This is a genomic window from Pseudomonas sp. ZT5P21, assembly GCF_054897785.1.
In genome coordinates this window covers 3439772-3459256 of record NZ_CM142705.1, presented here as the reverse complement: position 1 = coordinate 3459256, position 19485 = coordinate 3439772, and the positions used below count along the sequence as shown (strand labels likewise).

At 55.6% G+C, this 19485-nt stretch carries 19 protein-coding genes; 7 read left to right on the top strand and 12 right to left on the bottom strand.

All coding sequences use genetic code 11. The features are described 5' to 3' along the window. Positions 1-34 precede the first annotated feature (34 nt). The 7 genes from ACYZT9_RS16085 to katG all read right to left on the bottom strand — a co-directional run bounded on the left by ACYZT9_RS16085 (position 35) and on the right by katG (position 9652). Complete coding sequence (locus ACYZT9_RS16085) at positions 35-907, bottom strand: prephenate dehydrogenase dimerization domain-containing protein (protein WP_462006412.1); 873 nt, start codon at positions 905-907, stop codon at positions 35-37. Further along, positions 904-2973 (bottom strand): aminodeoxychorismate synthase component I, encoded by a 2070-nt coding sequence (gene pabB, locus ACYZT9_RS16080; protein WP_462006411.1) that lies wholly within the window; start codon positions 2971-2973, stop codon positions 904-906. The genes ACYZT9_RS16085 and pabB overlap by 4 nt, the downstream gene beginning before the upstream one ends. Further along, on the bottom strand, positions 2970-3305 hold the full coding sequence (locus ACYZT9_RS16075; RefSeq protein ID WP_462006410.1) for a chorismate mutase: 336 nt from the start codon (positions 3303-3305) through the stop codon (positions 2970-2972). The genes pabB and ACYZT9_RS16075 overlap by 4 nt, the downstream gene beginning before the upstream one ends. A 43-nt stretch (positions 3306-3348) precedes the next feature. Further along, on the bottom strand, positions 3349-4620 hold the full coding sequence (locus tag ACYZT9_RS16070) for an aminotransferase class I/II-fold pyridoxal phosphate-dependent enzyme (RefSeq protein WP_462006409.1): 1272 nt from the start codon (positions 4618-4620) through the stop codon (positions 3349-3351). Positions 4621-4642: 22 nt separating this feature from the next. Beyond that, positions 4643-5494, bottom strand: coding sequence for a HemK/PrmC family methyltransferase (locus ACYZT9_RS16065; protein WP_462006408.1), 852 nt, complete (start codon positions 5492-5494; stop codon positions 4643-4645). Continuing rightward, on the bottom strand, positions 5491-6924 hold the full coding sequence (locus ACYZT9_RS16060; protein WP_462006407.1) for an NAD(P)/FAD-dependent oxidoreductase: 1434 nt from the start codon (positions 6922-6924) through the stop codon (positions 5491-5493). The genes ACYZT9_RS16065 and ACYZT9_RS16060 overlap by 4 nt, the downstream gene beginning before the upstream one ends. Positions 6925-7390: 466 nt before the next feature. Further along, positions 7391-9652 (bottom strand): catalase/peroxidase HPI, encoded by a 2262-nt coding sequence (gene katG / locus ACYZT9_RS16055; protein WP_462006406.1) that lies wholly within the window; start codon positions 9650-9652, stop codon positions 7391-7393. Positions 9653-10133: 481 nt separating this feature from the next. On the opposite strand from katG, the gene ACYZT9_RS16050 reads away from it, so the two are divergent. Then, positions 10134-10334, top strand: coding sequence for a YbdD/YjiX family protein (locus tag ACYZT9_RS16050; protein WP_462006405.1), 201 nt, complete (start codon positions 10134-10136; stop codon positions 10332-10334). A gap of 55 nt (positions 10335-10389) precedes the next feature. Here ACYZT9_RS16050 and ACYZT9_RS16045 read toward each other — a convergent pair whose 3' ends face one another. Beyond that, the gene (locus tag ACYZT9_RS16045) at positions 10390-10668 is read right to left on the bottom strand and encodes a Rho-binding antiterminator (protein WP_462006403.1); all 279 of its coding nucleotides are present in this window, start codon (positions 10666-10668) and stop codon (positions 10390-10392) included. Between ACYZT9_RS16045 and ACYZT9_RS16040 the strand changes: the two genes are divergently transcribed. From ACYZT9_RS16040 to ACYZT9_RS16020, 5 genes are all read left to right on the top strand, one after another. Beyond that, on the top strand, positions 10667-10867 hold the full coding sequence (locus ACYZT9_RS16040; RefSeq protein ID WP_462006402.1) for a hypothetical protein: 201 nt from the start codon (positions 10667-10669) through the stop codon (positions 10865-10867). The genes ACYZT9_RS16045 and ACYZT9_RS16040 overlap by 2 nt on opposite strands. A gap of 50 nt (positions 10868-10917) precedes the next feature. Beyond that, on the top strand, positions 10918-12138 hold the full coding sequence (locus tag ACYZT9_RS16035) for a helix-turn-helix domain-containing protein (RefSeq protein ID WP_462006401.1): 1221 nt from the start codon (positions 10918-10920) through the stop codon (positions 12136-12138). Between the two features lie 32 nt (positions 12139-12170). Beyond that, positions 12171-12803 (top strand): Vgb family protein, encoded by a 633-nt coding sequence (locus ACYZT9_RS16030; RefSeq protein ID WP_462006400.1) that lies wholly within the window; start codon positions 12171-12173, stop codon positions 12801-12803. A 291-nt stretch (positions 12804-13094) separates the two neighbouring features. Further along, positions 13095-14135, top strand: a complete 1041-nt coding sequence (locus tag ACYZT9_RS16025; RefSeq protein ID WP_462006399.1) for a GGDEF domain-containing protein — start codon at positions 13095-13097, stop codon at positions 14133-14135. Positions 14136-14305: 170 nt separating this feature from the next. Continuing rightward, a complete protein-coding gene (locus ACYZT9_RS16020) occupies positions 14306-14635 on the top strand; it encodes a hypothetical protein (protein WP_462006398.1) in 330 nt (109 codons plus the stop codon). Positions 14636-14644: 9 nt separating this feature from the next. Here ACYZT9_RS16020 and ACYZT9_RS16015 read toward each other — a convergent pair whose 3' ends face one another. Continuing rightward, positions 14645-15433, bottom strand: a complete 789-nt coding sequence (locus ACYZT9_RS16015) for an alpha/beta hydrolase (RefSeq protein ID WP_462006397.1) — start codon at positions 15431-15433, stop codon at positions 14645-14647. 443 nt (positions 15434-15876) lie between these two features. On the opposite strand from ACYZT9_RS16015, the gene ACYZT9_RS16010 reads away from it, so the two are divergent. After that, complete coding sequence (locus tag ACYZT9_RS16010) at positions 15877-16695, top strand: aldo/keto reductase (RefSeq protein WP_462010237.1); 819 nt, start codon at positions 15877-15879, stop codon at positions 16693-16695. Positions 16696-16706: 11 nt separating this feature from the next. On the opposite strand, the gene ACYZT9_RS16005 is transcribed toward ACYZT9_RS16010, so the two are convergent. The 3 genes from ACYZT9_RS16005 to yghX all read right to left on the bottom strand — a co-directional run bounded on the left by ACYZT9_RS16005 (position 16707) and on the right by yghX (position 19353). Continuing rightward, positions 16707-17510, bottom strand: a complete 804-nt coding sequence (locus tag ACYZT9_RS16005) for a 2OG-Fe(II) oxygenase (RefSeq protein WP_462006396.1) — start codon at positions 17508-17510, stop codon at positions 16707-16709. A gap of 60 nt (positions 17511-17570) precedes the next feature. Beyond that, positions 17571-18398 (bottom strand): glycosyltransferase, encoded by an 828-nt coding sequence (locus tag ACYZT9_RS16000; protein WP_462006395.1) that lies wholly within the window; start codon positions 18396-18398, stop codon positions 17571-17573. Between the two features lie 67 nt (positions 18399-18465). Beyond that, entirely contained in the window at positions 18466-19353 is an 888-nt protein-coding gene (gene yghX, locus ACYZT9_RS15995) for a YghX family hydrolase (protein WP_462006394.1), read from the bottom strand. Positions 19354-19485 lie beyond the last annotated feature (132 nt).

The window sequence follows — 19485 nt, the reverse complement described above, 5'->3', positions numbered from 1 at the left end:
ACGTTTCCTACGCGCTTCCTTGGCGAGGATTTAATCAGTTCAGCAATGAAAAAACGTGCTGACAATCGACAGCTCCAGAATTCAAACGATTGCCCAATGTATTTGAAATGCCTTGTAGGTCATTTCTGAACTCGTCGTAATCCTGATTACGGACATTTTTTATCAATCGCTCCATCCCTTCCGCTAGCGCAGCGCGCTGATGGCTGGCCTGGTCATTTTCTAGCTGTATGTCCCAGTAGACTTCAGGCGGATTTACCAGAACCCGGGACAGTAACGCCATCATTGTGCGCATTGGAGGCGGCATCACCTCAAGAGCGCTTTCCAGATCCAGCGAAGACCTTGCCAGCGCTAGACCGAACCCGAGAATTGCGGCATGGGGCAGTGCCTGACAGAGAGCCATGAGTTCATCATGGGCCACCGGTGTCATTCGCTTTATCTTCATCCCAGCCCCCATCAGATGTTGCTCGATGAAGGTCGAAGGCGAATCGCCGTCTTCTAGGCAAATTGCCACGGTGCGTCCCTGAACGGAGAGCTTGGGTGAAAACATCGGATTGACACCGACGAAAGGCTGCTGGGGCGAGGCATCCTTCAATGCTCTGTAAAATGGCTCCTGAACAGAACAAGTCGGTATAAACACAACATCGCTCGAAACAGAGCCAACAACCCAAGGTATTGCCCGGATAGCCACGCTTTCGGGTAGCGCAAAGACTACTGCAACCGCCCCTTGGAAGATGTATTCGGTGCTGCTGAACGGACTTGTGACATCAACTTCATAGAAGCCACTTTCCTGTTCCGAAGGCCTGCGATCCACCACCCGGACATCGTATCCATATTGCAAAAAAATTCGGCTGATCAACGAGCCAACCAAACCCGCCCCACCCAATACGACAACCGTGTCGCTCATCATGATTCGCTCCCAGCGACAAAACTGTAATAAGGCACGCTAGCCTTGACCAAAGTTTCTTCAAGCTCTTGCTGTGGATCGGAGTGCGCAACAATCGCGCCACCAATTCCAAATTTCGCCTCGTTACCCTGGAGCACTGCTGTTCGGATGACAATACTCAGTTCCGCTCCACCACTGAAAGATAACCAGCCTAATGCGCCTGAGTAGACACCACGGGCAGAAGACTCCAATACGTCAATAATTTCCATCGTGCGTTTCTTCGGAGCTCCCGTCATTGAGCCGCCCGGGAAACAGGCTCGAATAGCTTCGATCGTTGAAACATCCGAGCGAAGGTGCCCACGAACTGTTGAGACCAGTTGATGAACCGAAGAAAAGCTTTCCACCGAGAAAATCTCAGGAACATGAACGCTCCCTGGACGGCACACTTGATTCAAATCATGGCGCACCAAATCAACAATCATCAGGTTTTCGGCCCTGTCCTTGGCCGAGCTGCATAGCTCATCGCGCAGTATTTGGTCCTCAGCGAATTGTTCACTACGGGGACGGGTTCCCTTGATCGGTCTGGATTCGATCAAGCCGCTGTCATCGATCCTGAGAAAGGTTTCGGGCGAAGCGCTCAATACTGAAAATCCTGAAAACGAGAGATAGGCGCCGTAGGGTACGGGGCTGGCCTGGCGCATTCGCCGATAAGCACTCAAAGGCGCACCGCCGTACGCCATTTTTGCCCTGTTGGTCAGGCAGATCTCATACGACTCTCCATCGGTGATGTACTTGAGAGATTGATTGATCTTATTGATGTAATCATCTGGCCCGTCCTCAAGCGAGAGCTTCAGCTGATCTACAGCACCTGGAATAAAAGTACTGCAATGACCTGATGACTCTTCATCACAATTGAGAAAATCAGGCAAGGACGGCCAAACAACAGCATCGCCAGTCGCAGTCATCATGCATTCATAGGCCTTGCCTTCATGATGATCAAAGACAAAGAAATGTGGTGAAAACATGAATGAAGCATCCGGATAAACCGAACGATAAGTTTTGCATCCACCCGCTAGTGCTTTTAACTCGTAACCGAGGTAGCCGACAAAACCACCCTTGAAAACAAACGGCAAGTACTGAGGGGTTGCCACCTGCACAGATTCGAAGATCTGTGCAGTCAGTGTAAAAAAGTCTCCTTTGATGCTTTTTTTACCCTTAGGGCCCTCAAGTTTCAGGCACTCATCGTTGACATCGTACTCAAGCCTTATCGCTCCTTGAGTCTCCCCACTTCCCATGATCGAGTACCGAGCATTAGGTCTTTCCGACTTCTCGCTGTCTAGCCAAAAAGCATGACGATCATCTGCATAGAGCGTTGAAAATACTGATTGTGGATCCGTGCATTCGGAGAACTCGCGATAAGCAAGCTGCATATTCAGCATCCCCCCTACTGCGACGTATGCATTTTTTGACGACGTACATTCTGTGCCAGACTCTAAGCGAGTTCTAATACTGTCGTTATGCTTTAGTGCCATGCGTATGAAGTTGCTCAATAGCGCATGGCCATATTCTGAATCGATGGATTCAGGGTGGAACTGGACCCCCCAAACCGGTCTGGTGACGTGTTCGATTGCCATGACCACACCTTCAGACGTCCAGGCCGTGCATTGGAGCTCTGCTGGTAGGCTTGTACACATCAACGAATGGTATCTGACCACTTCGAACTGATCCGGCAAATCTCGAAAGAGCCCTTTACCTGAATGAGTAATGCGACTGCGGTAGCCATGCACAGGATTGGGGGCGTGCCCCACGGTCCCCCCAAGAAATTGAGCGATACCTTGGTGTCCCAGACAAATCCCGAGCAACGGGACAGGAGAATGGAGAATAACGTCACCGCAAACCCCGAAATCCCCCTCATCTCCGGGGTGCCCTGGACCGGGCGACAGAACTACAGCGTCATATTTTCCGATGCCCAGGTCATCGTACCGAACGGTATTTTTGACTACATCTGCGCAAATTCCTGTCACCTCATACAAATATTGAGCGATGTTCTGGGTGAAGGAATCGAAGTTATCAATCAGCAGTATTTTCATGAGGATTGCCCTGGGGCCAGACACTGATTGATCACAACGTCTTCCTGAATACACGTCTCTTCTATAATCAGTTTGAATATCGACTCGGTGTATTCCGGCCTCAATCCCACCGCCTCCGATCTAGCCTTAATCATATCGAGCACGTAGGAAATTCGTCCGGGTTGCATCATCGCAATGCCATGGACGGCTTTAAGTTCGGCAATGCCCATACATACCTTCATTCGCTCAGAAAGCAGGTCGACAACTTGCAAATTTATCAAGTCAAGCCGCTCCCGCTGCGGCTGCAAAATGTTAGACGTGCCTGTCTGTGATAACTGTCCCTGTTGCTTCATCTTTTGCACCTCCGTTAGCCAATTTCTGGAAGAGAGTTGTCAGTCAGGCGTGATCCAGTTCATTGATAGCAGGCGTCCATAACCCTTTGCTCGTCATAGCCTCCAGAGCCCCCCCTAACAACCTGATGTCTTTGTCGCTGTGGCTTGCTGATATCGCAAAACGCAGCATCGCTTTGCCTTTGGCAATAATTGGATAAAACACCGGGAAGAGCAGCATGCCTTGGTCACGCAGGATTCTCGCAGCCTGCAGACCGGCCTCCTCTGTCTCAAAGAAGGCTCCTCTGACAGGTGACTGAATACCTGCGTTGAGCAACCGGTTATCGGTGAGGGAATCTAAAAGGCTGACGTTTTCCCAAAGTCGCTGTTGCAGTACATCGAGCTCTTCACTGAGATGGATTTTCGCCGAGGCAACGTTCGCCGCCAGCATGGGCACCATAATGGAATGACCAAATATCAGTGGATTCGCCAGGGTTCGAATAACTTCAATATCCCGTGGATCCGAAACCACGACAAAACCACCCGAGCCACCAAAGGCCTTGGAGAGAGACCCCGCCAGAATAATATTTGCTGGTAACGAGTGATCAACCGCTGAAAAGGCATATCCCGCACCATGACGTCCGACGATCGAAATACCATGAGCATCGTCTACGTATAGGTATCCCCGCGCCGACTCTAGCTGCCGAGAGAGCTCGGCGATGGGTACAAGACCACTCATCGAACCAATTCCATCGATCAAAAGCACAGGAGTCTCATCTTTGTCGGTGCAGTCCTTCAGCGCTCTTGTCAGCGATTCTGGATTGGTGGACTCAACTCTAGAAACAGAACCGAACTGCTCCAAAATCCCCCTAAGCACCTGCATCGAAGCATGGGCGGTTTTGTCCATCAGCCAGTGGATTCGTTTTTTGACCGGATACCTACTCAACGAACCACTCCCCAGCAACGGTAAAACACCTAAATGGACACTGCTGGTAGAGGTAAACACCGCGACGCCGCTACCTCTGTAAACCTGACCAAGCAACTCTTCTAGTTGAGGCAGGTAACTCGGGCGCATTGCACTTCGAGAAGCCGACAGGTGCAGTCCGGAAGTTTCCATAGCGTGGTGTGCGGCGTCGATCAATGCCGAATGGGTTTCTAAGCCCAAGTACGAACAGGAAACGAACTCTGTGAACGTACCTCCGTCTTGCAAGGTAATGTCCTTACCCACACGACGCGCAACGGTAAAACCTGTCAGTCCTTCCTCGTAAGCCTTCGCCAGCGCACCAGTAGTGTTACCGCGACGAACGCTCATCCAGTCTTGTTTAGTTTGCGCATCCATTGCTAAAACTCCTTTATGAAAATCAACGAGATTTGCATCCGACAGTCATTACTGAACTGCCCGACGCATCGGACGCTTCCGTATCGATTATCGTCTGAATATTTGTCAGCTGATTCTGCTTAAACAGTTCGCGTACCACTTGGGCCTGCTCTTCGCCATGCTCAATGACTAGCCAACCTTCGCGACTTAGTAGCTGGTTCGCGAGTGAGATGATTTGCCGTATCAGTTCAAGACCATCGGCCCCGGAATAGACTGACGCCTGTGGATGGTGATCACTCCATTCAGGCAGCAACTCTTGGGACTGTGGGACGTACGGAGGATTAGCGACAATCAAACCAACTTCATGTGTGAATCGCCTAAATGCCTGTTCGTCGCGAATGTCTGCCTGCAAGTGATTGACTCGTATCCCTTTGCAGGCAAGCCGGTCGATGTTGCGCTTGAGGTACTGCACCGCTAAATCATCAAACTCCACGCATGTCACTTTCAGGTCTGGTCTGCGCCGTGCGATCGCCAGGCCAATCGCGCCACTTCCAGCACACAAATCGAGAACACTCGCTCCCGATCGCAGCGCGCCGCTGGTCTCCAGCCACTTGTGAATGATTTGGCTGTGAGGACGAGGGATAAACACGCCGCTACCTACCACCAGCGGCATTTCGTCAAACTCCACCATGCCAACAATATGCCCGAGAGGAATTCGGTTACAGCGCTCTTGAACCGCCAACATAAATTCTTCGAGCGCACGACCTTTATCCACCCGTTCGATATAGCGATCTATAAGACAACTTAAATCTTCTTCCAAGTCCCAGATGCCAGATTCCTGCAACAAGGTCCGCGCTTGACTAATAGCAAGATACTCACGATCAGTAAGACTCATGACCACTCCTTGTAATACTGCGAAAGTCTTTTCAAGATTGACTCATAAAGATAGGAGAATGCCACCAACTCCGGCGGAGGCGTAAATGACGGATGCAAGTCATTTATCAGCTTTTCATAATTACGCGACAGCCCTTCATCCAGCAGAGGAAACCAATAAGGCTTTATATCCCAACGATACTCATATCCAGTGGCAAACATCTGCTGCACCGTTTCCCTGACCGTATGCTCGCGGGCAAACCCAGATAACGGCGCACGGACTGGTTTGAAAGGGCTGAGATCTAGATCGGGAGTCTCTATATCGGTCAGACAATCAGCTATATACCGCGCCAACAATGGCGATTGGTGCAGGCCATCCCGGTAGGTACCTGTTGCAAGCCAAAGACCTTCGATGCGGCACTCACCAATCAATGGGAAACCATCTGCTGGAATTGGTCTGTTGCCAACTTGTATGGAAATTATGTCAGCGCCATGAAGGTCCAGGTTCAATTGGTCAACAGCACAATCAAGCAAAAACTGAACATCTGATATAAGAGCCTGTTGCTTTGGCCGCTCCGAAATAATGTTAGTTGCCCCCAGATACAAGACTCCATCCCCACGAGGGACGCAGTGTAAGCCGCATGCAAAGGCACGATTTGGCGTCCGTATGACCGAACTCGGCAAATCGACCCCTTCTGGCATCTTTACGAGAATGGAAACGCCGTAACCACTGAACAGCGGTGGTATTTTCTTCACGAGTTCGTCGAAATCGCTGAGCAAATCCAGAGATTGAACGCCTGCGGCAACCACAACCTTCCTTGCCCAGAGAACCTCCCCACTGCACAACTCGACACCCGTTGCTACACCACCCTCAGCCAACACTCGCTTAGCATTTTCATTTTTCAGAGTGCCGCCTTCGGTGACAAATGCAGCATCCAGTTTCTCCAGTAAAAGATGCGAATTCACTGAATGTTCGTTTGGAATGTACAACCCTCTCAGAGGACGAACCAGATGGTTGGGCTTAAGCCACTCCATCTGGCGTGGATCAACAATTTCGAACGGTTCACCATACTCACGTAGGGTACTCTCGATGGTGTCGTAGTTAACGCTGTCCACCTCATCCATGCCGGCGGTATTGAGCAGCACATGGGTCCCGATAGCGGTAAATAACGAACTAGAATCACCTGAAGAAATTGCCAGGCGCTGCGCCCAACTTGACCACAGGCGTTGGGCTTTTCGATCCATGTCTAATTTCAATCGACCAAAATCACTTGCAAGTAGACCGCTGGTTACTTCCCCGAAACATCCATTCATCGCCCCAGCAGCCTTTGACGCTGCATTTGTACGATCAATCTCACCGACCCGGCAGACACTCAGCCCTCGGGTGGACAATTCATACGCGATTGACCCACCCACTGCTCCTGCACCTACAACAATGACGTCGAATTCCATTCCCGACCTCCAGAAATTTGTAGAGGATTATTCTCACAATTAGAAAACAATTCTTTTCTATAATTTCGCGCCATCACAGTTCAATTGACAATTTGTTTCATATTATTCCCGTGAAACAACTCGAAACGTCGTCGAGATAAACGTAGGAATAAGACTTCAGATATCAGGAGATGAGCCTCGATGAGCAGTCGAGAAAAGGCGACTTTGGTCATTTCAGGCAACGAGCGATTGGGGGAAACATTTTTTATTGAAAGCTAACTCCCGATTAAAGGACGCTGCTGATAAGTTGCTCCACATTTTTGCTGGCGATTGCTGCACTTACCGAAAGGCGGTTGGTGTTGGCGCACTTCCGCCGAATGTTACACCCACAAAAAGAAAACACCCCGAACAAGTCGGGGCATTTTCTTGGCCTTCAGAATGCGTATTCACACAATCTGACTTGAGAGGCGTTGCAGTTTTTACGATGTCACTTCAAATCAAACCGATCCAGATTCATCACCTTGGTCCAAGCCGCCACGAAGTCCTTCACAAACTTTTCCTTCGCATCACTGCAGGCATAGACCTCAGCCAACGCACGCAATTGCGCATGCGAGCCAAAGACCAGATCAACCCGCGTCCCGGTCCATTTCACCTCACCGGTTTTGCGGTCCCGCCCTTCAAACTCATCGTTAGCCTCCGAGACCGGTTTCCATTCCACGCCCATGTCGAGCAGATTCTTGAAGAAATCGTTGGTCAACGCCTCCGTCTGCTGGGTGAAAACGCCATGCTTCGTTTGTCCGACATTGGTGTTCAACACACGCAGGCCGCCGATCAACGCGGTCATTTCCGGTGCGCTGAGGGTCAGTTGTTGCGCTTTGTCGATCAGCAAATGCTCGGGCGATACGCGGTAGCGGGATTTGGTGTAGTTGCGGAAACCGTCGGCGATAGGCTCAAGGAAGCCGAAGGATTCCACGTCGGTCTGTTCTTGCGAGGCGTCCATCCGTCCCGGTGTGAACGGAACCGTCACGCTGTGCCCTGCATTTTTCGCGGCCTGCTCGACACCGGCACTGCCGGCCAGCACGATCAGGTCGGCCAGCGAAATTTTCTTGCCGCCACCCTGGCCGTTGAACTCGCTCTGAATGCTTTCGAGTTTCCCCAGCACGTTGGCCAGTTGCTCAGGCTGGTTGGCCTGCCAGAATTTCTGCGGGGCCAGGCGCAGGCGGCCGCCGTTGGCGCCGCCGCGTTTGTCAGAGCCACGAAAGGTCGAAGCCGCCGCCCACGCTGTTGATACCAGTTGCGCGACGCTGAGGCCCGAGGCGAGGACTTTGCTCTTGAGCGCGGCCACGTCGCTGTCGTTGACCAGTGCATGGTCAACGTCCGGAATCGGGTCCTGCCACAGCAGTTCTTCGCTGGGCATTTCCGGGCCGAGGTAGCGGGAGAGGGGGCCCATGTCACGGTGGATCAGCTTGAACCAGGCGCGGGCAAACGCGTCGGCGAGCTGATCCGGGTTCTCGAGGAAGCGTCGCGCAATCGGTTCATAGATCGGGTCGAAGCGCAGGGCCAGGTCCGAGGTCAGCATCGTTGGATTACGCCGCTTGGACGGGTCGTGTGCATCCGGAATGGTCCCGGCGCCAGCGCCGTTCTTGGCGATCCACTGGTTCGCGCCGGCCGGGCTCTTGCTCAGTTCCCACTCGAAGCCGAACAGGTTTTCCAGGTAGTTGTTGCTCCACTTTGTGGGGGTGGTAGTCCAGGTCACTTCCAGTCCGCTGGTGATGGTGTCCGGGCCCTTGCCGGTGCCGAAACTGTTTTTCCAGCCAAAGCCCTGGGCTTCGAGACCCCCCGCTTCGGGCTCGGCGCCGACATTGTCGGCAGGCCCGGCGCCATGGGTTTTACCGAACGCATGGCCGCCGGCGATCAGGGCCACGGTTTCTTCGTCGTTCATCGCCATCCGTCCGAACGTTTCGCGAATGTCCTTGGCCGACGCGACCGGGTCCGGGTTGCCTTCAGGGCCTTCCGGGTTGACGTAAATCAGGCCCATTTGCACGGCGGCGAGCGGGTTTTCCAGGTTGCGCCCCTGTTCGGTACGGCTTTCCTCGTTTTCCCCAGGCTCGGCCACGAGCGGGCCTTCGCCTGGCTCTTGCATCGGTTCGTTTTCTTTGCCGTAGCGGGAATCGCCACCCAGCCATTTGTTTTCCGAACCCCAGTAAACGTCCTCATCCGGTTCCCAAACGTCGGCACGGCCGCCGGAAAAACCAAAGGTCTTGAAGTCCATGGATTCCAGCGCGACGTTGCCGGTGAGGACGATGAGGTCCGCCCAGGAGAGGTTGCGGCCATACTTTTGCTTGATCGGCCACAGCAGCCGGCGCGCCTTGTCCAGGCTGACGTTGTCCGGCCAGCTATTGAGCGGGGCGAAGCGCTGCTGGCCGGAACCGGCGCCGCCACGCCCGTCGCCGGTGCGATAAGTGCCGGCGGCGTGCCAGGCCATGCGAATGAACAGCGGGCCATAGTGACCGAAGTCCGCCGGCCACCAGTCTTGCGAGTCGGTCATCAGTGCAGTCAGGTCTTGCTTGACCGCCGCAAAGTCGAGATTTTTGAACGCTTCGGCGTAGTTGAAGCCCTCGTCCATCGGGTCCGACAGCGACGAGTGCTGGTGCAGGATTTTCAAATTCAGCTGGTTCGGCCACCAGTCACGGTTGGTCGTGCCACCGCCAGCGGCGTGATTGAACGGGCATTTCGATTCATTTGCCATGTGCGAGCTACCTTCGGTCGTGTTCATCCGGCTATCGGGCCCGAAGCGGGCGTTAAACAGCGATGAGCGAGATCAATGACATAGGCTGAAGGGCCAGCAGTTGGATCAACTGATTGAGGTGACCACGCGGGGGATTCTGAACAGCGGCAATCAGATTGCCTGCGCGGTGACCCACGGGGGCCTAGTCAAGCTTCGGGCTCATTCCTGTCTCCTTTCCAGCGCTGATCCGGCCGGCTTGTGACGCCAGCGCAGACTAAGGTTAGACCCCAGTGGGGAAGTCAGCTAATAGGGGGAGTGTTAGGGCTTGATAGGCAAAATCTTTCTTTGGACTCGTAGAAATGACGCGGCTTATGACCGCTCCGGGGTCGTGCATACGCTACGTGCAGCATGTCCAGGCTACAAATAGCCCCAGCGTGGACACATTGCAGATACATAAGCGCGGTTTCATGGGACCGTCCCAACACCACACGAGACTTTTGCCATGTTCCGCAAACTGCAACATGCCTTCAGGTTCCTCAGCCAGAGCACGCGCCTGATGGTCGGCGTTCCGGATTACGACAATTACGTCGCGCAGATGGCGCTGAATCACCCGGGCCAGCCGGTCATGAGTTATTCAGCGTTCTTCCGCGAGCGTCAGGAAGCACGCTACGGCAAACGCAGCTGCACGACGCGTTGCTGCTGAACACCGGTTGATCGGCGGTTTGCTCGACCCGAACTCAGGGCCGAGCAACCCGAGGCTAGAAGGCGCAGACCGTGCCCTGCAACACGATGCGCCCGAACTGCGCATTGTCGTCCAGCGGCGTTATGGCCAGCAGTTGATCCAGGCGGATCTCCTGTTGACCGTCAGCCGTTTCAACGCAGAGAAACTCTTCCTTATCGCTGGAAGTTCGCGTCGTCAGCGCTTTGGCCGTCAGGCTTTCGCTGTTCATCAACTCGACATGCAGTCGATATCCGCGCAGGCAGGCGATCTCCAGATAGTCGTGCAGATCACAATTCAAAGGCTGATACGCGTTCATGTCATTTCTCCTCAAAACCTTGCAGTTTGATGATGCAGTGACGTTGCTTGCTGATCGCGGCCACGACGGTGTTCGTCGGTTCGACGTGGCGGAACCGCCATTTATTCTGGGAAACATCTTGTTCCTGAAAGCCCTGTTCATCAAGGAACCGACGTGCGTAGAAAATCCCGGCCCCGTCCTCATCACGCCGCGCGACTAGACTAACCAAGGTTATCAAACGGCAGGAGCGACAACCGTGGCGCCACTCCCATGGACTCATTGATCACTGTAGCAGCGCGAGCACTGGCGGCAGGTGATCCGCTCGGGGCGCTGGACCGGGTGGCGTTGCGCGACGATGCGCCAGCGCTTGCGTTGCGCGGCATCGCGATGGCGCAGCTCGGCGATCTGGTTCGGGCGAAGGTCCTGATCAAGCGTGCGACGCGTGCCTTCGGGCCAAAGGAGACGTTGGCGCGGGCGCGGTGCGTGGTGGCCGAGGCGGAAATCGCGCTGGCATCGCGAAACCTGAGCTGGCCGGTGAAGGCGCTCGAGGCGGCGCGGGTGACACTTGAGGCGCGCGGTGACCGCGTCAACGCGGCTCATGCACGCTATCTGCAGATTCGACGATTGTTGTTGATCGGGCGGCTCGATGAGGCTCACGTTCTGCTGGTCACGCTTGATCCTGCACCGATGCCACCGGCACTGCGCGCTGCCCATGAACTGGTGGTGGCGGGGATTGCCATCCGGCGTCTGCAATCACAGACGGCACGTCATGCCCTGACGAGGGCCGGGCACGCTGCGCGTGAGGCCGCAATCCCGGCGCTCACTGCAGAGGTCGAAAACGCATTCCTCGTCCTGAACACTCCGGCAGCGCGCCTGATTGTCCATGGTGAAGAGCGACCTTTACTGCTGGAAGAAGTTGAAACCTTGCTCGGTTCAACCTCGCTGGTGGTGGACGCGTGCCGGTACGTCGTGCGCGGCGCCGGCATGTCGGTCTCTCTCGCCACGCGACCGGTGTTGTTCACCCTCGCTCGGGCGTTGGCCGAAGCCTGGCCGAGTGACGTATCAAGGGAAAACCTGATTTACCGGGCGTTCCGCCTGAAGCTCTCTGATGAATCCCATCGAGCGCGGTTGCGCGTTGAGATCGGGCGGTTGCGCGCGGCGTTGAAACCTTTGGCCGGCGTCATCGCCACCCGACATGGCTTTGCCCTGGTGGCACTGGTTTCATCCGACGTTGTGGTGCTGGCGCAACCCGTCGAAGAGAAGTACGCGGCGCTGTTTGCCTTCCTTGCCGACGGTGAATCGTGGTCGAGCTCGGCTCTGGCGCTGGCGCTCGGCACCAGTCAGCGCACCGTGCAACGCACACTCGACGCGCTGGCGGCAGCCGGCAAGGTGCAGTCATTCGGGCTTGGACGCACACGGCGCTGGATGGCACCTCCGGTGCCGGGTTGCACGACGACGTTGTTACTCCCGGCGCTCCTGCCGAGTGACTAGGATGAGTGCGAACCCCAGAAGAGGAAACCGAGATGAAACACTCAACCGCAGAAATCCTCCGTGAGTACGGCCCGTTTACCGGTGTCGACAGCGTGCATGGCGTGACCTGGGACGGTGAGCGCGTCTGGTTTGCCAGTGGCGAAAAACTCATGGCCCTCGACCCGGCCAGCGGCAAGACCCTGCGTTCAATTGATGTCGCCGCGGATGCGGGTACGGCTTTCGATGGCCAAAATCTGTTTCAGATCGCCGCCGACCGCATCCAGAAAATCGACCCGCAGACCGGCAAGGTGCTCAACTCCATCCCGGCACCCGGCGGTGGCAATGATTCCGGGCTGACGTGGGCTGAAGGAACGCTGTGGGTCGGCCGCTATCGCGATCGGAAAATTCACCAGATCAATCCCGAAACCGGAGCGATTTTGCGCACGATCGAGTCCAACCGTTTTGTCACCGGAGTGACCTGGGTTGAAGGGCAGCTATGGCACGGCACGTGGGAAGGAGAAGAAAGCGAACTGCGCCGCGTTGATTGCGAAACCGGGGAAGTGCTGCATAGCATCAGGATGCCGGTCGGTGTCGGCGTGTCGGGACTTGAATCCGATGGCGGTGATCAGTTCTTTTGTGGCGGTGGTGGCAGTGGAAAGGTGAGGGCGGTGCGGCGGCCAGAATGAAGCAATGCCTGAAATGGATGGCTTTCTTACAGTCAACCCTGTTCTTACGATGTACACCGAACCATTGTGGCAGCGAGCCTGCTCGCGAAAGACGTCTGGACATCGCGTTTATTTAGCAAGCACGCGTTATCGTTTACGTCTTTCGCGAGCAAGTTCGCCCCTACAGGGGAATGTGAGGCATAGCGCCGCGGCTTTTGCATTTCACTGCACACGGGCATAGCCCTTTGCCACGCGTCTGGTTATGCTCACAGCGTTTGCATTTGCCATTCATAAAACAATCACAGTGATGTCATGAGCCAAATAGAGACGCGTGCGACTGCCCTGGCGCTGTATCCGGAAGATTCCCGCGAGGCCGCGGCGCTGCTCAAACAAGCCATCCCGCTGATGGTTCGTCACAACATCCCACCCAATCCCGTGCATTACGCGCTCTGGTACACCTACAGCAAAGGCCTGGACCCCGAGCTCAATCGTCACCTGGATCGGGTCGTCAAAGACTTCGATGGTTTTCCGCCGGAATCCGCTGCCCGGCTGTTTCGCGAGTACATTATTCGCGACGAACTGGCGGAAGCCAGCGCCGGGCAGCAACAGGCAATCAATCTGGTGGATGACATGCAGCGCGACGTGTCGCGCAGCGTTGAGGGCAATCTCAACTTTCAAAGCAGCCTGGGACGTTGCCTGGAGCTGCTTGAGTTGCCCAGCAACGAGCGTTTGCCGGATATTTTGAGTGAACTGCAAGAGAGCACCCAGCTCATGCAAAACCAGCAGGAACGCTTCCTCTCCCAGTTGCACTCGGCCCAGAGCGAGATAAAAAGCCTGCGCAGCAAACTTGAACGTGCACAACTGGCGGCGACACTCGACGGCCTGACGGAACTGCTCAACCGCAGCGCCTTCACCCGTTTGCTGGAGCAGGCGCTGAGCAATACCGCCCAAGGCGTGGCGCTGGTCATGCTGGATATCGATCACTTCAAGCAATTCAATGATCAGTACGGTCACCCGTTGGGCGACCGTGTCCTGCAACATGTCGGGCAGGTACTGCGCAGCTCGCTGCCACCCCACGCCACGGCCGCGCGTTACGGTGGCGAAGAATTCTGCGTGATTCTGGAGCCCTGCGCCGACCTGGCGAGTGCCGGGGTTTTTGCCGAGCAACTGCGGGTGAAAATCCAGTCGTTGCGGATCAAGGCGCGTGTCGACGGCAAGGTGCTCGATACGATCACGGCGTCCTTCGGCGTGGCCTTCGCGCAATCCGGTGAGAGCCCGGACAGCCTCCTGACCCGTGCCGATGACGCGCTTTACCAAGCCAAGCGTAATGGGCGTAACCGGGTGCATCACTAGCGCACTCCGCCTTCTCGTACTGCGAGTAAAAGTGTCTTCGAGCGCCTGATTGCCATGCGCCTGACGGCAGCGACAGCTCCCGTAATGGATGTAAGGCATTTTGCTGGCCCCGGACCCGCAAAGTTAACGCCAAAATCACTTTACTTTCAGGTGGTTAGGGCTGGCTTTAAATGCGCAATGTATGGATTGCACTGATTTCGTTGGGCCTGGCAGGCATCGCCATCTCGGCCCAAGCCAAAGAGCTTCAAACCAATGACCGGTATATGTGCAGTTGGGGCGCGGGCACCGCAGCAAGAGCCCAGGAACTCAAGCTTGCGGGCGTTTCACTGTACGCCGCTCGTCAGAAATTGCAGACCTACAAGTTCAGCAAGGCCTGGATGCGCATGATGGCGATGGGCATTACCGAACAAACCTACGACAGCCCCTCTCGGATCAAACCCGCGGCGCTGCGGCAGAGCTTCTACGAAGATTGCGTGCGCTATAAGCTGGCGCGCAAATGATCGGGTGACCTACAACCCGTCCTCTATAAGCTTCAAGTACTCGGGACTGTCGGAGATCGAATTGTGCCCCACGTCCGGAAGGACCTTCAGGGTCGCCACACCTTTGGCGAAATGTCCGTAGAGTTCTTCCGTGCTCGAACGCGGGATGATGTCGTCCTGCCCGGCCGCGAGCAGCAGTGTCGGTATCGAGATATGCGCGGCGTATTTCCACGATTCGAACTTGTCCTGCAGCAGCCACTTCACCGGGAAAATCGGGTACTGGCGAACAGCGAGATCTTCAAGGCTGTTGTAGGGTGTGATGAGGATCAAGCGCGTGGCCGGACGCTGGCTGGCGAGGCGCACGGCGACGCCCGAACCGAGGCTGCGACCCACCACTGCAATGTGCGGATGTGTGTCGTAGACCTTGTCGAACAACGTCATGGCATCGCGTGAAATCGCTTCCTCGGAAGGCGACCCGGTGCTGCCGCCGAAACCCCGATAGTGCAGCAAATAGAGCGCGTGGTCGGGGAACGCCTTCGAGAATACCGGCAGGTTTCGCGAAACGTCCTCGGCGTTGCCACCAAAATATATCAATGCATTAGGCCCGTCGTGCGGTCTGACGGTGGCCTGCACCTGCGTGTCCGCCACCGATAGCGTGAGCAGCGTTTCGGGCGCCACGATCGCGGCGGGTTGCGGGAAGTAGATCAGGGCGCGCTGGAACACGAACAGCGCCAGACACAGCGCCAGGTATAGCGCGGCAACGATGACGATGAGATACATCAGGAGGCGCGACATTCGGCTAACGTTAGTGGGTGGCATTGACTGTACAGGGCCTGAAAACCGTATCGGCTTGTTCGCTGTCAGAGTGTAGTTGAACGACAGCGCCGCACCTGGTTTTGCTTTTACGACTCACTTGGATAAGCCCCAAGTAACTGCCGGCCTGCCAGCCGACCTGATTTCAGGTGTACGCGTTCCCGGTGGGAGCTGGCTTGCCTGCGATGGACGTCAACGTTAATGCGTGCAGTCAGAATGAACGCGGTGTCCTGACGTTTTTCGCGAGCAAGCTCGCTCCTACAGTTGATCGGTGTCGTCTCAAGCATCGGGTTCACGTTAGCCAGCTGTGGAAGAACACAACCATGAGCCACACTGACGGATACACACGTCGACATATACTCACGCTGGCTGCCGGTGCTTCGGCGGTGCTCACTTTCGATCCGGCCTTTGCAGCTACCGAGCCGTCAAAGGAAACAGGAGGCAAGAACATGCTGACCCGCGCCATTCCTTCCAGCAACGAGCCATTGCCGATTGTCGGCGTCGGCACCTATCGCGGCTTTGATGTCGCGCCTTCCGATCCGGCCTACAAGAACCTGCACGCCGTCCTCAGCGCGTTGTTCGAAAAAGGCGGGACGGTGATCGACAGCTCGCCCATGTATGGCCGCGCCGAGCAGACCACCGGCGAACTGCTGTCGATCCACAAGCCGCGCTCCCATGCGTTTCTTGCCACCAAAGTCTGGACCCGTGGCCGCGAAGAAGGCATCGCGCAAATGGAGCAATCCTTCAAACTGCTGCAGACCGACCGGATCGACCTGATGCAGATTCACAACCTGCTGGACTGGAAAACCCATTTGCCGACCCTGCGCAAATGGAAGGAAGAAGGGCGCATTCGCTACATCGGCATCACCCATTACACCGCGTCGGCTTATGACGAAGTGGAAGCGGTGCTGAAAGCCGAGCCGCTGGATTTCTTGCAGATCAACTATGCGCTGGACGATCGCGGCGTCGAGAAGCGCATCCTGCCGCTGTGTCGCGAACGTGGTGTGGCGGTGATCTGTAATCGGCCGTTCGGCGGTGGTGATTTGCTCGCCCGGTTGAAAGGCAAGCCGCTGCCGGGCTGGGCCTCGCAAGTGGGCGTCACCAGTTGGGCGCAACTGGCGCTGAAGTTTTTACTGGCCCATTCAGCGGTGACCTGCGTCATTCCCGGCACCGGCAATCCGCGTTACATGGCGGAAAACGCCGGTGCCGGGTTCGGCCCGATGCTGACCGGCGCGCAGCGCGAGCAGTTGATTGATGTGGTGGGGTAGCGCCGCAGTTGTCAGTTCTTTTTCCTGATGAGTTTGTTGAGGTAGTACTTGAGGCTCAAACGATCCTTGGGCCTTGGCTTGTAGTGGGTCTTGTTTCTTTGCGTGGGATCGGCCGCCACAGTCGCCGCGGTGTAATAGTAAAGCGCGATGGACCGGCGAGTAATGTGGTCCGGCGTCGTTAAAGGCTCCGGGTGGCCGTGGTTGCTGTCTTTATCGGTGTTGAAAATGACGCAACGGTTGTAAATCGGCAGGACTTTTTTAAGGCAGGTTTTCATCTCGACATCCCATAGTTCCAGGTTGCCGCCATACGCCTCCTGCCAATCCTTGTTCAAGTAAATAATCGCATTCAGTCTGCGCTCGATGTTCAGCTTCTTGTTGAGTCTGAAATCCGAATGTACCCCCAGAAAACCACCCTTTTTCGTTTCATGCAGTCCGCCGCCGGTAAAGTAGGGGTCGGGTATCAAGCCGTCGATTCCGGTGAGTTTTTCAAGAAACTGCAACATGGGCGCCGAGTTGAAGGCATTGAAAATCGTCTTCAAACAGGGGTCGCATTCGTTGGGGCTGATTTGCCGTTTGTGTTGCCCCTTGTAGCCGCGTTCGTAGAGCATTTCGTTGCTGGTCGGCTCGACGGGAAAGTGCGAGCAGATACTTGCAATCAGCTCTTGCGGCAAGAAGTCGTCGATGACGATGTGCGGGAAGGGGGTGGCCGTATTGTAAGTCTCCGCCAGTGACTGACCCAATGAGGTGGCGGCCTGTTGGTCGAAATCAAGCTCCGGGGTAACGACGATGGGCAGTGTCTGCGTGATGGGTGTCATTAACGCTCCAATAAATTGTTCATAACGACCTGGTGATACCTTCCGGCAGCGTCGCGCGCATTACTTGCTTTGTGATGACGAGACGTGACCGCTGTCGTTGTTCAAGCGCTTGAGAATGTCGTTGTACATCTTCGTACGTCGATGCGTTGTTGCGTAGCCGCCAGCGGCCGCGACGGTGCCGGCCTGAATATGGTCGAGGTAGCTGAATATCTGGCGCGCCGACAGCATTTCAACAACGTAGCCTAATTCGGTCATGCGGTCCTGAAGGGTATAACCGGGTACGCGATCATCCATCAGGAAGTGCATGCCGTGCTGTTTCATCAGCTTGCAGTTCCATAAGGTACAGAAGCTTTTCAAATACACTTCCCTGTAGGGCTTTGGTTCTCTGGAACGTAATCCAAGGGACAGCTTCAGGCGTCTGACATGGTGTTTTACCAGTCGTGAACCAAAGCGCCAGAGAGTTCTCGCAGTGCCGCGGTTGATCTGTTCTACACAGCCGACGGCGACAACGTTCGGGTCCTTGGTGCATTTGTTCAACATCATCGAAAAGACATTCTTGTCGAAAATAAACGTATCCGTGTGCAGAAGAAACAAATAGTCGGTTTCGACGCGTTCCAGCACCAGGTCGAGTGCCTTGCCATGCGCTATATGACCGTGCTCCGGTCCGGGAGCGGTGCGCTCGATCAGATTGATCCAGTCCAGTGTCCGCAGATACTCGGTGCTTTCATCGGCAGAATCGTTATCGACCACCCAGATCGGGATGTTGCTGCCGGCCAGGTGCTGACGCAACAAATCCAGGCAAATTCGGGTGATTTCGATGGTTTTGTAGTTGACCAGAACAATGCTGAAGGGTGGAGGCATTGCCGGTAAAAAATCAGTGTCGCTCATGGCACTCGACTCTTTGTAAAGGTTTGGGAGCAGCTATAAAAACCAATGTCCACTCAACGCGCCCACGCTAAACCAGATTACGCCGAAACCACCCCAGCGTCCTGTCCCAGGCCAGTTTCGCCGCGGCCTCGTCGTATCGAGGCGTGGAGTCGTTATGGAATCCGTGGTTGGCGCCAGGGTAGATGTAGGCTTCATAGGTCTTTCCTGCCGCCTTCAAAGCTTGCTCATAGGCCGGCCATCCTTCGTTGATGCGCGTATCCAGTTCGCCGTAATGGAGCATCAACGGCGCCTTGATTCGAGCGACATCCTTCGCCTCTGCCTGCCGGCCATAAAAGGACACGGCAGCGCCCAGTTCCGGGTAGGCCACGGCCGCAGCATTGACCACGCCGCCACCGTAGCAGAAACCAGTGATCCCGACTTTCCCGTTGGTAACATCGTGTTTCATCAGCCACTCGATGGCCGCGAAAAAATCGTTCATGAGTTTTTCGGGGTCAACGGTCGCCTGCAGCTCCCGACCTTTGTCATCGTTACCGGGATAGCCGCCCACCGATGTCAGTCCGTCCGGAGCGAGGGCGATGAAACCCGCCTTCGCCACACGCCGCGCTACATCCTCGATGTACGGGTTAAGCCCACGGTTTTCATGCACGACCACCACCGCCGCCACCTTGCCGGTGGTTTTGGCCGGGCGCACCAGGTAACCGCGGACCGGGCCGTTGCCTTTGGGGGAAGGGTAAGTGATGTACTCGGCGAGGATGTCCGGGTCGGTGAATTCAACCTGCTCGGCCAGTGCGTAATCCGGACTCAGGGCAGCGAGTAACGCGCTGGCCGTCAAACCACCCAGGGTGAACAACGCCGCACGGTCGAGGAATTCGCGGCGGTTGATCTTGCCGTGGGCGTAATAGTCGTAGAGTTCGAGCAGTTCCGGGGCTAAGTCTTTCGCAGTTAGACGGGTCATCGGTGCGCTTCCTCTTTGACATTGACGATCCCTTGTCAGTTAAGCGTACGAACAGGTCTTTTTGTAGGCGTTCAGAAAGCGCCAATCCTCGAAATAAATTCCGCGCGATAAATATGTACCGCACCTCGCCAT